This is a genomic window from Aquipuribacter nitratireducens, assembly GCF_037860835.1.
GTDB classification, from domain to species: Bacteria; Actinomycetota; Actinomycetes; order Actinomycetales; family JBBAYJ01; genus Aquipuribacter; species Aquipuribacter nitratireducens.
On sequence record NZ_JBBEOG010000010.1, the window covers coordinates 41,328 to 56,186 of the forward strand.

Consider the following 14,859-nt stretch of genomic DNA (forward strand, 5'->3'; position numbering starts at 1 on the left):
GCGCGCCTCCTACCCTGGAGGGGTGACTCTCGACTGGCCCGAGCTCCCGGCGGCGCAGCAGCCGTCGTGGGCCGGTGGCGACGCCCTGGCCGCGGCGACCGCGGAGCTGCGGACCTATCCGCCGCTGGTGTTCGCGGGCGAGTGCGACAACCTGCGCGACCGCATCGCCGCCGCGGCCCGGGGTGAGGCGTTCCTGCTCCAGGGCGGGGACTGCGCCGAGACCTTCGACGGCGCGAGCGCCGACGCGATCCGGCGCCGGGTCAAGACCATCCTCCAGATGGCCGTCGTCCTCATGTACGGCAGCGGCCTGCCGGTCGTGAAGATGGGGCGCATGGCGGGGCAGTTCGCCAAGCCCCGCAGCAACGACACCGAGACCCGGGACGGGGTCACGCTGCCCGCGTACCGCGGCGACGCCGTCAACAGCTACGCCTTCACGGCCGAGGCCCGCGCGCACGACCCCGCGCGGCTCGTCCGCGCCTACCACACGGCCGCCTCGACCCTGAACCTCATCCGCGCCTTCACCACGGGCGGCTTCGCCGACCTCCGGCAGGTCCACGAGTGGAACAAGGGCTTCACGGCGAACCCCGCGAACGCCCGCTACGAGGTCCTCGCGCGCGAGATCGACCGCGCGATGCGGTTCATGGCGGCGTGCGGCGCCGACTTCGAGCAGCTGAAGGGCGTGGAGTTCTTCGCCAGCCACGAGGCGCTCCTGCTGGACTACGAGCGGCCCCTCGTCCGGACCGACTCCCGCACCGGGCTGCAGTACGCGACGTCGGCCCACTTCGTCTGGGTGGGGGAGCGCACCCGCGGCCTCGACGGCGCCCACGTCGACCTCGCCGCGCGGGTGCAGAACCCCGTCGGGGTGAAGCTGGGACCCTCGACGACGCCCGACGACGCGCTCGCGCTCATCGACCGTCTCGACCCCGACCGCACCCCGGGCCGGCTCACGTTCATCACGCGGATGGGTGCGGGCCGCATCCGCGACGTGCTCCCCGCCGTCGTGGAGAAGGTGCGCTCCTCGGGCGCGCAGCCGCTGTGGATCACCGACCCGATGCACGGCAACACGTTCGAGTCGGCGAGCGGGTACAAGACCCGGCGCTTCGACGACGTCATCGACGAGGTCCGCGGCTTCTTCGAGGTCCACGAGGCCGTCGGCACCGTCCCGGGCGGTCTCCACGTCGAGCTGACGGGCGACGACGTGACGGAGTGCCTCGGCGGTTCCGAGATGATCGACGACGCGGCCCTCGCGACCCGGTACGAGTCCGTCTGCGACCCGCGCCTCAACCACCAGCAGTCGCTGGAGATGGCGTTCCTCGTCGCCGAGATGCTCGGGCGGCGGTGAGGGCGCCGGCGCGCGTCGGCGACGACACGGCTCACGACACGGCCGTCGACGCGGTCGACCTCCGCTCGGACACCCTCACCCGCCCGACGCCCGCCATGCGGCAGGCCATGGCGGAGGCCGAGGTCGGCGACGACGTCTACGGCGAGGACCCCACCCTGGTCGCGCTCGAGGAGCGCGTGGCCGAGCTCCTCGGCCACGAGGCGGGGCTGTTCTTCCCCTCCGGGTCGATGGCCAACATGGTGGGCGTCCGGCTCCTCGTGCCGCCGGGCACCGAGCTCCTCGCCGACGTCACGTCCCACGTGCTGCGGGCCGAGCTCGGCGGGCACGCCGCGCTCGGCGGGGTGTCGTCCCGGACGTGGTCCGACGGGGTCGTCGACGGCACCAACCGCGCCAGGCGGCTCGACGCGGCCGTCCCGCTCGCCCTCATGGCGCCCGACGCCGGGCCGTACCTCGTGTCGACGGCGGCGGTCGCGGTGGAGAACACCCACAACTTCGGCGGCGGCACCGTCCAGCCGCTCACCGAGCTCGAGCTGCTCCGGGCCGGCACCGCCGAGGCCGGCGTCGCGGTGCACCTCGACGGGGCGAGGCTGTGGAACGCCCACGTCGCCGCCGGGGTGCCGCTCGCGACGTACGGGCGCCTCGCCGACACCGTGTCGGTGTGCCTGTCGAAGGGGCTCGGGGCGCCCGTCGGCTCGGTGCTCGTCGCGAGCCGGGAGCGCATCGCGCAGGCGCGGGTGCTCCGCAAGCGCTACGGCGGCGGCATGCGGCAGGCGGGCGTCCTGGCCGCAGCCTGCCTCCACGCCCTCGACCACCACGTCGGGCGGCTCGCGGAGGACCACGCCCGGGCGCGGCGGATCGCGGAGGCGTGCCACGCGGCCGCTCCCGGCAGCGTCGACCCGCGCGACGTCGAGACGAACATCGTCGTCCTCGCCACCGGCGACCGGCCGGGGGCCGAGGTCGCGGCGCTCGCCGCCGGGAAGGGGGTCCGGGTGTCGTCGCTCGGTCCCCGGATGGTGCGGGTCGTCACCCACCTCGACGTCGACGACGCCGACGTCGACCGGGCGTGCGAGGTCCTCGCCGCCGTCCTCACGGGCTGAGGCCCGACCCGGACGCGGCGTCCCGCGGCAGGTCGCGCGGTCGCGCCCGGGGGCGGACGAGCCAGAACGTCGCGGCCCACGCGAGCGCCGCGGCGACGACCACGGCGAGCAGCAGCGGGACCGGCGCCGCCGCGAGCGCGGCCGGCACCTGCCAGAAGAAGACGTCGGTCGGGGGGTCGCCCTGCGGCGGCGGCGTCGGCGTGAGCGCCCCGAGCGCGTGCGTGCCGACCGCGACCGCGACGGCGGTCGCGGTCGCCGCCCACCACCACGCCCCCCGCCGGCTGTGCGTCAGCAGCCAGGTCCCCAGCGGCCACGCGAGCACGACGACCTCGAGGAGCGTCCGGCCGCCCCAGAAGCCGGTGCCGCCGGAGATCCGCGACAGCAGCACCTGGACGAGGCCGTAGGCGAGGCCCGCCAGGGCGAGGGCCATGACGCGCGGGGGCACCGCGATCCGGTCGCGGACCCACGCGACGAGCAGCACGAGGGCGACCGGCTGCGCCGCGAGGAGGCCGTAGCGGGGGGAGAGGACGGCGCTCCCGACGTTGTCGAGCCGCCACCGCCACTCGCCGCCGTCGCGACCGGGATCGTCCTCGAGGACGCGGGCGTAGTCGAAGACCGCGTAGGGCCCCGCGAGGGACCACACCCCGAACAGCGCCCGGACCCACGCCACGTACGCCACTGCCCCGGTCGCCGAGCCCAGGAGGAGGGCGAGCGCCGTGCGGCGCTCGCTCCGCCACAGCGTCGCGGCCGCGGCCGCACCCGCGAGGGCGAGGTGCGGCCGGCTCAGCACCGCGGCCGCGGCGGCGCCCGCGGTGAGCAGCCACGGGCCGCCGCGGAGCACCGCGAGGCAGACGAGCCCGAGCCACAGCGTCGTCGCGCCGTGGGACCACAGGGCGTCGGCGGCCACCGCCCACACCCCGGACCCGACCCCGAGCGCGAGGGCGGACAGCAGGGCGATCCGCGCGGGGACCACCGCTCGGAGGCCGACGGCCATCGCGACCACCCCGACGGCGCACGCCAGGGCCGCGGTGGCGGCGCTCGGCCCCGGGACGGGACCGGCGCTCGGCGCGACGAGGTGCGCGAGCGCGTAGGCCGGGACCGCGAGGAGGACGACGCCGGGGAAGCGGTTCGTGTACAGGGCGTCGCCGACCGGCACCACCCAGTCCTCACCCTCCTCCAGACCGAGCCCCGTGAGGTCGGGGGTGCCGCGCACGGCGAGGCTCCACGCCGCCGAGGCGGCCGCACGGACGTCGTTGACGGGGAAGCTGGCGTAGTGGGCGGTGAGGAGGTAGAGCGCGGCGAGGCCCGCGCCGAGCGCCGCCGTCGGCAGCACCGCGGTGACGCCCCGGCGGGACGAGGAGCCGCGCGCCACGCGCTAGAAGGTCGTGACGACGACGGTCGACCCGGGGACGAGCGGGGTGCCCGCGGACGGGTCCTGGCTCACGACCCGGCCGAAGATCGACGACCCCCGTCGCTCCACCTCGAACCCGGCCTCCTCGAGGGCGGCGACGGCGTCGGCGAACCGGAGCTCGAAGACGTCCGGGACGGCCACCGGCTCCGGCCCCAGCGACACGGTGACGTCGACGGTGCCGCCCGGACGCAGCTGCCCCTCGGCAGGGTCCTGCGCCACCACGACACCGGCGGGGGCCGCGTCGTCGTAGCGCTCGCCGGTGTCGCCGAGCCGGAGCCCGGCGGCCTCGAGGACGCGGCGGGCCGAGTCCGCGTCGTCCCCCGTGACGTCCGGGACCGCCACCGGCTGCGGGCCGCGGCTCACGACGACGTCGACGGCGGTGCCCCCCCGGACGGCCTGCCCCGGCCCCGGCTCGTGCCCGACGACGAGGCCCTCGTCGACCTCGGCCGAGAACGCGCCCGAGCTCCCGCCGAGGACCAGGCCGAGGGGCTCCAGCGCCGCCGCGGCCTCCTCGGGGCTGCGGCCCCGCAGGTCCGGGACGTCGAACAGCTCGGGCCCCGCGGACACCAGCAGGGTGACGGTGCCGTTCTTGTGCACCTGCTCCTGCGGCCCGGGGCGGGTGTCGACGACCGTCCCCTCCGGGGCCTCCTCGTCGAAGACCGGTGTCGTGCCGGACGCGAGCCCGGCGGCCGCGAGCCGGTTCTCGGCGGCCGCGGCCGTGAGGGTGCGGACGTCGGGCACGTCACGCTGCGCCCCCGGCCCCGCCTCGAACCACCACAGCGCCGCCCCTGCCGCGACGCTCGCGAGGAGGAGCACGAGGAGCACCCCGGCGAGCCCGGGGCGGCGCCGCCGACGGGCCGGGAGGCTCCTCGTGAGCGCCTCGTCGGGCCGCTCCCCGTGCGTGGGCCCCACCGGCTCGTGCGGCGTGGTCGGGTCGTCCGGTTCGTGGGGGTCGGTGTCGCGCTCCTCGGGGAGCCCGTCCCACCACCGCTCCACCCGCGCGGTCCGGGTCGTGTCGGCGTCGCCGCCGGTCCCGTCGGGACGGGCGTCCAGGACGGCGGGGTCGAGCCCGGCCCAGGTCCGTCGCAGGTCGCGCAGCAGCTCCTGCGCGGAGGCGGGCCGCTCGGCCGGGTCGCGCCGGCACGCGCGCGCGACGAGGGCGTCGACCTCCGGGGGCAGGTGGGGGGCGAGCGACGACGGCAGCGGGACGTCGGTCGTGACGTGGCTCCACACCACCTGGAAGGGGACCTCGCCGGTGTGCGGCTGCCGCCCGGTGAGGAGCTCGAAGAGGACGATGCCCGCGGAGTACAGGTCCGTGCGCGCGTCGACCCTGCCGTGCTGCGCCGCCTCGGGCGCGAGGTACTCGGGCGTGCCGAGGAGCGAGCCGGTCGCCGTCCGCGAGGCGGTCGCGGCGCGCGCGAGCCCGAAGTCGGCGACCGCCCACGACCCGTCCCGCGTGGCGAGCACGTTCTCCGGCTTGACGTCGAGGTGGACGAGACCGGTGGCGTGCGCGGCCGCCAGGCCCTGCAGCAGCGCCGTCATGACAGGGAAGGCCTCCGCCGGGGACAGGGCGCCGCGGTCACGGACGAGGTCGCGGAGGGTCCGGCCCGGCAGCAGCTCCATCGCGAGCCACACGAGGTCCCCGTCGTCGCCCTGGTCGTGGACGGTGACGACGGCACGGTCCTGCACGGACGCCGCGGCGAGCGCCTCGGCGCGGAAGCGGTCGGCGAAGTCGTCGGACTCCGCGAGGTGGGGGTGCATGACCTTGAGGGCGACCTCGCGCCGCAGCCGGGTGTCCTCGGCCCGGTACACCGTCGCCATCCCGCCGCGGGCGACCCGCGCGAGCACGCGGTACCGGTCGCCGACCACACGACCCACGACCGGGTCGCGCACGGGGTCGTCGCCCCGGCCGGCGACGCGGTCGCGCACCTGGTCGCGCGTGGTGCCGTCCACGCGCGGAGTCTACGGAGGCGTGCGGGCCCGTTCGGGGAGGCGCGCGTCCTCGCGCAGGCACCCGCGCGTCCGTGGGACCCTCCTGCGGTGTCCCGTTCCCGATCCCGCACCGGCGACCGACGCCCGGCCGGCCCCCCGGCCCTCCGCACGCCCCGCCCCGACACCCTGTCGCCCGAGGAGACGGACGAGGTCCGCGACCTGGTCGCGGACTGGCTGCCCCTGCCGGACGTCGCCGAGCGGCTCGACCTCGACATCATGCGCGTCCGACGGCTCGTGGCGGACGGTGACCTCGCCGCCGTGCGCGTCGACGGCGTCGTCCAGGTGCCGGCCGCGTTCCTCGTCGAGGCCCCCGGCGGGCACGGTGCCGCGCCCCTGCCCGAGCTGCGGGGCACCCTGACGGTCCTCGAGGACGCGGGCTACACCACCGCCGAGGCCGTGCGGTGGCTGTTCACCCCCGACCCGACGCTCGTGGAGGGCCGGCCCGTCGACACGCTGCGCGCGGGTCGCAAGACGGAGATCAGGCGTCGGGCGCAGGCGCTGGGGTTCTGAGGTCCGCGGGGGCGGGCGCCCGCCCCGCGGGTCCGGTCCGGGCGGCCCACGCCCGCACGAGACCGGGGCCGGCGACCGCGAGGCGCCGCGGCAGCGACACCCGCACCCGGCGGTCGAGGACCTGGTGGTCGGCGCGCTCGACGGCGTCGAGGATGCCGCCGTACAGCCGGAACGCCGTGCGCATGCAGTCCCGCGACGTCGGGTGGAGCATGTCGATGCCGGGCTCGGCGTAGGCGTAGAGGGCGCGGGTGCGCTCGATCTCGAACTCCAGGAGCCGGCGCACCGGTGAGGTGACGGTCCCGGTGGCGAGGTCGGCCGCCGTCACGCCGAAGAGGTCGAGGTCCTCCTGCGGCAGGTACACGCGACCGCGGCGCAGGTCCTCGCCGACGTCCCGGATGAAGTTCGACATCTGGAAGGCCTCGCCGAGGGCGCGGGCGCGGGGCGCGGCGTCCGGGGTGCTCGGCTCGAGGATCGGCAGCATCTGCAGCCCGATGACCGCGGCCGACCCGTACATGTAGCGCTCGAGGTCGGCGTACGTCGCGTACGTCGCCTCCGTGATGTCCATCTGCATGGACTCGAGGAACGCCTCGACGTGCGCGCGGGGGATCCCCCAGCGCCGCATGGTGTCCTCCATGGCCGCCCCGACCGGGTCGTGACGGGGGTCGACGCCCGCCGGGCGCACCGGGTCGGTCTCGAGGCGCTCGAGGAACGCCTCCCCCCACCGCACCAGTGCGGCGGGGTCCGGCTCGGTGAGGCTGTCGACGAACTCGTCGGCGTACCGGGCGAAGCCGTACAGCGCCCACACGTACGGGCGCTTGGCCCGCGGCAGCAGCAGCGTCGCGAGGTAGTACGTCTTGCCGTGCCCGGCGTGCAGCTGCCGGGACCGCTCGTAGGCGACCCGCAGGGGCGGGTCCACGATCTCGGCGGCGTCGAGGTCCTTGGCGCTCACCCGTCGATCCTGCCCCAGCCGCGTCCGGCACGGGCACCCGACCGGCCTGCGTCGATCACGACCACGGTCGGCGCGACCGCGCGTCCCAGTACTCGTCCGGCTCCTCCGCGAGCCCCGCGAGGGCGTCCGTCACGTCCGTCGGCAGCTCGACGCGCGTGGCGGCGAGGTTGCTGCGGACCTGCTCGGGCGTGACCGCCCCCGACAGGACGACGCTCGCCCACGGCTGGGCCAGCGCGACGGCGATCGCGAGGGCGTCCCGGCCCGTCCCGAGCGACGCCGCGAGCGCGTCGAGCCGGTCGGCGGCGTCCGACCGCTCCCCGCCGGGGGCCAGGCGGCCGTTGGCGACCGCCTCCTTCACCACGACGCGCGCCCCGGCGGCGGCGACCTCGGCGAGGGCGGGCCCGACCGAGGGCTCCAGGACGTTCCACGTCGCCTGGAACGACGTGAAGAGCGGCCGGCCGTCGACCTCGACCTCGGCGGCCCGTCGGACGCTCCCGGCCTGCGAGGGTCCTGACACCGAGACCCCGACGGCCACGCCGCGCTCGCGGAGGGCGCCGAGCTCCCGGTGCAGCGCGGTGTCGTCGAGGACGCCCGTCCCGGGCGTGGCGCTGTGGACGTGGTAGACGGACAGCCGGTCGCCGAGCAGGCGCAGCGTCTCCGCCGACTGCGAGCGGTATGCCTCGAGGGAGTGGTCCTTCACCTCGTGCCGGTCCGCGTCGAGCCGCCAGTCGCCGACGTAGCGGTACCCCCACTTCGAGCCGACCGTCACGTCGGCGTCCGGGTGGGCGTCGAGCCAGCCCGCGAGGAACTCCTCCGCGCAGCCGTAGGACCGTGCCGCGTCGACGTAGCGCACCCCGCCGGCCACCGCGGCGTCGAGCACCGCCCACGTGCGCCGGCGGAGGTCCGCCACGCCGCGCCCGTCGCCGAGGTCGCGGCCCCTCCCGCTCGTGATGTACGCCGGACGCGCCAGGGCGGCCAGGCCGATCCCGAGCCGGGACGGGCTCACCAGCGCCAGGCCCGGGACCGGTAGGAACGGTCCCGGCCCAGCACGCGCTCGGCCGCGAGCCGCCCGGAGACGAGCACCATCGGCACGCCGACACCCGGCTGGGTCCCGGAGCCGGTGAGCACGACGTTCTCCCCCCACAGGTTCCCGGGCCGGAACGGCCCGGTCTGCCCGAAGGTGTGGGCGCTGGCGAAGGGGGCGCCGGCGTACATGCCCCGTCGTTCCCAGTCGAGCGGGGTCGTGACGTCCTCGACCTCGATCGCGTCGCCGAAGCCCGTGTAGCCGCGGTCGTGGAGCTGCTCGAGCACGTGCTCGCGGTAGCGGGCCGCCCCGGCCTCCCAGTCGATGCCGGCGGTGAGGTTCGGGGTGGGGAAGAGGACGTAGTAGATCTCGCGACCGGGGGGCGCCAGCCCGGGGTCGGAGGCGGTGGGCCGCGACACGAGGATGCTCGGGTCCCGCATGAGCCGGCCGTGCGTGAGGTCGGTGAAGACGCCCTCCCACTCCTCGCCGAAGTGGATGTTGTGGTGCGCGGTGAAGTCGTAGCGGCGGGTGGAGCCGGCGAGCAGCAGGTAGCAGCTGGGGGAGTACGTGAGCCGGCGGTGCCGGCGCGGGCTCTTCCCGAGCAGGTCGCGGTGCGCGACGGGCAGGTCCGGGTTGAGCACGAACGCGTCCGCCTCGATGCGCTCCCCGGTGCTCGTGACGACCGCGCGGGCGCGCCCGCCGGAGTGCTCGACGCGCTCCACGGTCGTGCCGTAGCGGATCTCGACGCCGTGCTTCTCCGCCGCGGCCGCCATGGCCTGCGGGATGGCGTGCATGCCGCCCTTGGCGGCGAACACCCCGGCGACGGAGTCCATGTACGCGATGACGGCGTAGATCGCGAGCGCGTCGTACGGGCTCACGCCCGCGTACAGCGACTGGAAGGAGTAAATGCGCTGCGTGCGCGGGTCGGACAGGAACTTCTCCACGCGCGGCGCGAGCTTCCCGAACCCGCCCATCGCGAGGAGCCGGACGAGGTTGGGGGTGAGCAGGTCGAGCGGGGTGTCGATGTTCCGGTCGATGAAGTCCGTCATCTCGTACCGGTACAGCCGGGCGACGTAGTCGACGTAGCGCCGGTAGCCCGCGGCCTCGTCCGGACCCACCACCTGCTCGATCTCCGCGCACATCGCCTCGGTGTCGGCGTGGACGTCGAGGTGCGACCCGTCGGCGTAGAACGCGCGGTACAGGGGCGTGACGGGCTCGAGGTCGAGCCAGTCGTGCATGTCCTCGCCGAGCGCGTCGAAGCAGTCGGCGATGAGGTCCGGCATCGTGAGGACGGTGGGGCCGTTGTCGAAGCGGTACTGCCCGGACCCGTCCGGGGCGTCCCGCACGACGACCCCCGCCCGTCCGCCGGGGACCTCCTCCCGTTCCAGCAGCGTGACGCGCCGGCCGGCCCCGGCCAGGCGCATCGCGGCCGACAGCCCCGCGAGCCCGGCGCCGACGACGACGACGTGGTCGGTGGGCCCGACGACGGTCCGGACGCGGCCGGGCAGCCACCCGGCGAGGCGGGACGGGGTGAGGACGGGGCGGCTCACGGGGTCTCCTGGGGTCGCGGGCGCGGACGGGGCAGGGATCTCACACGGGGGTCACGTGCTGCGGGCGGTGGCGGCGACGACGAGTCCCTCGAGGACCTCGCGGGCGTCGTCGTCGACGTCGGCCCGCGCGAGGGCCGCCCGGGCGGCCTCGACGTCCTCGACGATCATGGCCTCGACCCGGTCGGCGGCGCCGGTGTCGAGGAGGACCTCCCGCAGGACCTCGACCCCGTCGGGACCGAGCCCGGGGTCGCCCAGGAGCCGGCGCACCTGACCCGCCTGCGCCGGCGTGGCGCGCTCGAGCGCGAGGGCGACGAGCACGGTCCGCTTGCCCTCGCGGAGGTCGTCGCCGGCGGGCTTGCCGGTCTCGGCGGGGTCGCCGAAGACCCCGAGCAGGTCGTCGCGCAGCTGGAAGGCCTCGCCGAGCGGCAGCCCGTACGCGGAGTAGGCGTCGAGGAGCGTCTGCGGCGCCCCGGCGAGGGTGCCGCCCAGGAGCAGCGGGTGCTCGATGGAGTACTTCGCGGACTTGAACCGGATGACGTTCCGGGCGCTCTCGACGGGGTCGACCTCGCCGGTCGGGTCCGTCTCACCGGCGGTCACCTGCTCGAGCATGTCGAGGTACTGCCCGGCCATGAGCTCGGTCCGCATGCGGTCGAACACGACCCGTCCGCGGGCGAGCGCGTCGGTGGGCAGCCCGCTGGCGGTGAGGAGCTCGTCGGACCACGACAGGCAGAGGTCGCCCGCGAGGATCGCCCCCGCGGTGCCGAACCGGCCCGTGTCCCCGTGCCAGCCCGCGCCCCGGTGCAGGCGGGCGAAGCGCCGGTGCACCGCCGGCAGGCCCCGCCGGGTGTCGGAGTCGTCCATGACGTCGTCGTGCACGAGGGCCGCGGCCTGGAACAGCTCGAGGCTCGTCGCCGCGGCGACGACCTCCTGGCAGTCCGGACCGCCCGCGCCCCGCCAGCCCCAGTAGGCGAAGGCGGGGCGCAGCCTCTTGCCGCCCCTCAGGAGGTCGGTGACGTACTCCACGAGCGGCGCCGCGTGCGGGCTCACCGCCTCGACCGTGGCGGCCTGCCGGGACAGGACGTCGTCGAGGGTCTTCTGCACGCGGACACGGAGGTCCTCGCGGTCGAGGACGGCGCGGGCCGCGCTCACGGGGTCGACCGGTGCCGCGGCCGGGACGCTGTCGCTCACGGTCAGCCAGCGTATGGTCCGCCCGCCGGGCGGGCACACCGACCGACCCGGTGCGCCCGCCGCCTACCCTGGCGGGGTGCCCGAGGCATCCGTCATGCGCCAGCCGCACCGCACCGTGCTGGAGTCGCTCGCCGTGGCGGCGGCGGAGGGTCGGCCCACCGTGTCCTTCGAGTTCTTCCCGCCCCGGGACGCCGCGGGGGAGCAGGTGCTGTGGCAGGCGGTCCGCCGGGTCGAGGGCGCGCGGCCGGACTTCGTGTCGGTGACGTACGGCGCGGGCGGCGGCACGCAGGAGCGCACGGTCCGCGCGACGCAGCGGATCGCCCGGGAGTCCTCCCTCTCCCCGGTCGCCCACCTCACGTGCGTCGGGCGCACGGTGCCGCAGCTGCGGCAGGTGGTGGGCGCCTACGCCGACGCCGGCGTGCGGAGCGTCCTCGCGCTGCGGGGCGACCCGCCGGGCGGCCCGACGGCGCCGTGGCAGCGCACCGAGGGCGGGCTCGACCGCGCCATCGAGCTCGTCGAGCTCCTCCGCGGCCTCGGCGGGTTCTCCGTCGGGGTGGCCGCCTTCCCCGACGGGCACCCCGAGTCGCGCACCCCCTCGCAGGACGCCCGCGTGCTCGCGCTCAAGGCCCGGGCGGGGGCGTCGTTCGCCGTGACGCAGTTCTTCTTCGACCCCGCCCGGTGGGAGCGGCTCGTCGACACGGTCGCCTCGCAGGGCGTCGACCTGCCCGTGATCCCGGGGATCATGCCGGTGACGAACCTCCGACAGGTCACGCGCTTCGCCGAGCTGTCGGGGACGCCTCTGCCCGGCGACCTCGTCGACCGGCTCGAGGCGGTGGCCGACGACCCCGCCGCCGTGCGGGCCGTCGGGGTCGAGGCCGCCACGCGCCTGGGGGAGCGGCTGCTCGCGGCCGGGGCGCCGGGCCTGCACTTCTACACGCTCAACTCGTCGACCGCGACGCTCGAGGTGTGCGCGAACCTCGGCCTCGTCCGGGGCCGGCTCGCCCGGGCGTAGCGGGCGCCGTCGGGCCGGCGCCGTCGCCGGGCGCCGTCACACCAGCGCGTCGTCCTCCCGCTCGGGCTCCGGCGCGACGGGCGGCCCGACGAGGTCCGCGACGATCCGCGCGCTCATGCCGACGAGCGGGATGCCGCCGCCGGGGTGGGCGGACCCGCCGACGAGGTAGAGCCCCTCGATGTTGCTCGCGTTGGCGGGGCGCAGGAAGGCCGAGCGAGCGCCGTTGCTCGACGAGCCGTAGATGGAGCCCCCGACGCTGCGGGTGGCGTACTCGAGGTCCGCGGGGGTCCGCACGACCCGCCACCGCACCCGGTCGCGCACGTCGAGGCCGCGCTCGGCCATGACGTCGAGGACGCGGTCGGCGTAGGTGTCCGCGAGGCCCTCGGCCCGCCAGTCGACGCCGCGCGCCGGTTCCCCGGGCCGGTGACGCGGCGCGTTGACGAGGACGAACCACGCCTCGCAGCCGTCGTCGGGGCGCAGGGCGGGGTCGTCGGGGGCCGAGACGTACACCGTGGGGTCCGGTGCGGGTCGGCAGCGGCCCCGGTGCCGGCCCGTGCCGAAGACGGAGTCGAACTCGTCGTCGTAGTCGCGCGGGAAGAGGACCGTGTGGTGCTGCAGGTCGGGGGTGCGTCCCTCGAGGGCGAGGAGCAGGACGAACCCCGACAACGACGGGTCCGCCTTGCGCAGCCGCTGCCGCCCGAGCTCCCCGGGCGGACCGGCGAGCAGCTCGTGGTAGAGGTGCGCGGCGTCGGCGTTCGACACCACGACGTCCGCCTCGACCTTCGTGCCGTCGCGCAGCCGCACCCCGTGGGCCCGCCACCCCCGGGGCCCGGGGACGTCCTTGACGAGGACCTCGGCCACGTCGGCGCCGGTCCGGATGGTGGCGCCGCACTCCAGCGCCCGCTGGGCGAGGGCGTCCGCGAGGCGCTGGAGCCCGCCGCGGACGTACCACGCGCCGTAGCGCTGCTCGACGAACGGGACGGTCGCCAGCGCCGCCGGGGCACGCCGGGGGTCCGAGCCGGTGTACGTCGCGTACCGGTCGAGCAGCACCCGCAGCCGCGGGTCCTTGAGGTAGCGGCGCCCGAGTGCCCGCAGCGAGCGCCACGGCGCGATACGGACGAGGTCGTCGACCTTCCGGGCCTCGCGCAGGAGCGTCCGGGGACCGTCGAGCGGGGACTCGAGGAACGGGCCGCGGGTGGCCTCCCAGATGGCCTCCGCGCGCTCGCTGAACGCCGTCCACTGCGCGCCCGTCCCGGCACCGAGGGCGGCGTCCATCGCGGCGGCGATGCGGGTGGGGTCGGCGTTCGGCAGGTCGAGGACCGTGCCGTCGCCGAAGCGGTACCGGAAGGCGGGGTCGACCGAGACGAGGTCGACGACGCGGCTCAACGGCTCACCCGTGGCCGCGAACAGCTCCTCGTACACCGAGGGGAGCGTGAGCAGCGAGGGCCCCGTGTCGAAGCCGAAGCCGCCGCGCGCGTAGCGGCCGAGCTTGCCGCCGGGCTGCGGGGCCTGCTCGAGCACCGTCACGTCGTGACCCGCGTGCGCGAGCCGGACCGCGACGGCGAGCCCGCCGAGGCCGGCGCCGACGACGACGACGCGGCTGAGGGGGACCTGCCCGGCGCTCGCGTCGCTCACAGCCCCCGACCCTTCCACGTGAGGGTGCCGTGGCGCCTGCCGTGCAGCGAGCGGGCCGTCAGCCACGCGGCGGCGAGGACCGAGAGCGGGTGGGCGAGCGCGTCGGGCAGGGACCGCCCGCCCGTGGCCTCGGCCGCCACGTAGCGGCCCAGCACGCCCGCGGCGTAGCCGACGGCGCCGACGCGGGACCCGGCGAGCGCGGCCGCCGCGGGCCACACGTAGGCGAGGGCGAGGACCCCCATGACGGCGGCCGCCCCCGCCGGGGAGCCGAAGGCGGACCACAGCGACTTCGTGTAGCCGGCCTCGACCTGCGCCCACGAGGTGTACATCCGGCAGGCGGCGACGCCGCTGCCGTCGCACGGGACGCCCCGTCCGCCGCTGCGCTTGACCGCCCGGAGGAGCCCGATGTCCTCCAGCACCTCGCCGGCGACGGCCGCGTGACCGCCCGCCCGCCGGTACGCGGTCGCGTCGACCGCGAGGAGCTGGCCGTTCGCCGCGGCCAGGCTCGCCCGGGGGGAGCGTTCCGCACGACCCAGCGGCAGGGTCGTGAGCCACGACCACTGCAGCAGCGGCTGCACGAGCCGCTCGCCCGCGCTGCCCGCGAGCTGGCGCGGGTACGGCGAGACGAGGTCGAGGCCGCTGCCGCGCAGCAGCGCGACCGTGGCGGCGACGGCGTGCGGGGCGAGGGTGACGTCGGCGTCGACGAACACGAGGACCTCGCCCGTGGCCTCGCGCCCCAGCTGGTGGCAGGCGTGCGGCTTGCCGAGCCACCCGGGCGGCGGCTCCCGGCCGGGGACCAGGCGGACGCGCGGGTCGCGGGCGGCGGCGGCGCGGACGACGTCGGCGGTCGCGTCGCTGCTGCGGTCGTCGCACACGAGGACCTCGAGGTCGGGCACGCCGGTCTGCTCGGCGAGGCACGCGAGCAGGCGGGGCAGCGTCGTCGCCTCGTCCCGGGCCGGCACGAGGACGCTGACACGACCCCGTACGGCGGGCGGCTCGTCGGGCGGGCGGCGCAGGAGGCGGGCGTTGCGCACCGTGTGGACCGTGAGCCCGACCGCGAGGACCGTGCCGGTGCGGGTGAGGATGCGGGTGAGGGCGCGTGCGAGGGCGGCACGACGCGCTCGACCAGCCAGTCGGCTCACAGTCGGT

Annotated in this window: 11 protein-coding genes and 1 pseudogene; 4 read left to right on the plus strand and 8 right to left on the minus strand. The window is 76.6% G+C overall.

Going from position 1 to position 14,859, the window contains the following annotated elements:
* Positions 1–4 precede the first annotated feature (4 nt).
* A pseudogene (locus tag WAB14_RS15905) lies at positions 5–1,342 on the plus strand (class II 3-deoxy-7-phosphoheptulonate synthase); the annotation flags it as partial.
* Positions 1,339–2,439, plus strand: coding sequence for a threonine aldolase family protein (locus WAB14_RS15910; RefSeq protein ID WP_340271256.1), 1,101 nt, complete (start codon positions 1,339–1,341; stop codon positions 2,437–2,439). The pseudogene WAB14_RS15905 and the gene WAB14_RS15910, both read left to right, overlap by 4 nt.
* On the opposite strand, the gene WAB14_RS15915 is transcribed toward WAB14_RS15910, so the two are convergent.
* Complete coding sequence (locus WAB14_RS15915) at positions 2,429–3,811, minus strand: hypothetical protein (RefSeq protein WP_340271258.1); 1,383 nt, start codon at positions 3,809–3,811, stop codon at positions 2,429–2,431. The genes WAB14_RS15910 and WAB14_RS15915 overlap by 11 nt on opposite strands.
* A gap of 3 nt (positions 3,812–3,814) precedes the next feature.
* Positions 3,815–5,803 carry a Stk1 family PASTA domain-containing Ser/Thr kinase gene (gene pknB, locus WAB14_RS15920; protein WP_340271260.1) on the minus strand — a complete coding sequence of 663 codons (1,989 nt, stop codon included), beginning with the start codon at positions 5,801–5,803 and terminating at the stop codon, positions 3,815–3,817.
* An 87-nt stretch (positions 5,804–5,890) separates the two neighbouring features.
* On the opposite strand from pknB, the gene WAB14_RS15925 reads away from it, so the two are divergent.
* Positions 5,891–6,352, plus strand: a complete 462-nt coding sequence (locus tag WAB14_RS15925) for an Rv2175c family DNA-binding protein (protein WP_340271261.1) — start codon at positions 5,891–5,893, stop codon at positions 6,350–6,352.
* On the opposite strand, the gene WAB14_RS15930 is transcribed toward WAB14_RS15925, so the two are convergent.
* Genes WAB14_RS15930 through WAB14_RS15945 form a run of 4 tightly spaced genes read right to left on the minus strand, consistent with a single transcriptional unit; the run spans position 6,321 to position 11,063 of the window.
* Positions 6,321–7,301, minus strand: a complete 981-nt coding sequence (locus WAB14_RS15930) for a phytoene/squalene synthase family protein (RefSeq protein WP_340271262.1) — start codon at positions 7,299–7,301, stop codon at positions 6,321–6,323. The genes WAB14_RS15925 and WAB14_RS15930 overlap by 32 nt on opposite strands.
* Positions 7,302–7,356: 55 nt before the next feature.
* The gene (locus tag WAB14_RS15935) at positions 7,357–8,307 is read right to left on the minus strand and encodes an aldo/keto reductase (protein WP_340271263.1); all 951 of its coding nucleotides are present in this window, start codon (positions 8,305–8,307) and stop codon (positions 7,357–7,359) included.
* Positions 8,304–9,875, minus strand: a complete 1,572-nt coding sequence (crtI, locus tag WAB14_RS15940; RefSeq protein ID WP_340271265.1) for a phytoene desaturase family protein — start codon at positions 9,873–9,875, stop codon at positions 8,304–8,306. Before crtI ends, WAB14_RS15935 begins: the two co-directional genes overlap by 4 nt.
* A gap of 51 nt (positions 9,876–9,926) precedes the next feature.
* Positions 9,927–11,063 carry a polyprenyl synthetase family protein gene (locus tag WAB14_RS15945; protein WP_340271266.1) on the minus strand — a complete coding sequence of 379 codons (1,137 nt, stop codon included), beginning with the start codon at positions 11,061–11,063 and terminating at the stop codon, positions 9,927–9,929.
* A gap of 76 nt (positions 11,064–11,139) precedes the next feature.
* Here WAB14_RS15945 and metF point away from each other — a divergent pair, with 76 nt between their 5' ends.
* Positions 11,140–12,075, plus strand: a complete 936-nt coding sequence (gene metF / locus WAB14_RS15950) for a methylenetetrahydrofolate reductase [NAD(P)H] (RefSeq protein WP_340271267.1) — start codon at positions 11,140–11,142, stop codon at positions 12,073–12,075.
* A gap of 36 nt (positions 12,076–12,111) precedes the next feature.
* Here the strand turns inward: metF and WAB14_RS15955 are convergent, their stop codons facing one another.
* Positions 12,112–13,710: a phytoene desaturase family protein gene (locus tag WAB14_RS15955; RefSeq protein ID WP_340271269.1), complete on the minus strand. Its 1,599-nt coding sequence runs from the start codon at positions 13,708–13,710 to the stop codon at positions 12,112–12,114.
* Positions 13,707–14,852: a glycosyltransferase family 2 protein gene (locus tag WAB14_RS15960; protein WP_340271270.1), complete on the minus strand. Its 1,146-nt coding sequence runs from the start codon at positions 14,850–14,852 to the stop codon at positions 13,707–13,709. The genes WAB14_RS15955 and WAB14_RS15960 overlap by 4 nt, the downstream gene beginning before the upstream one ends.
* Positions 14,853–14,859 lie beyond the last annotated feature (7 nt).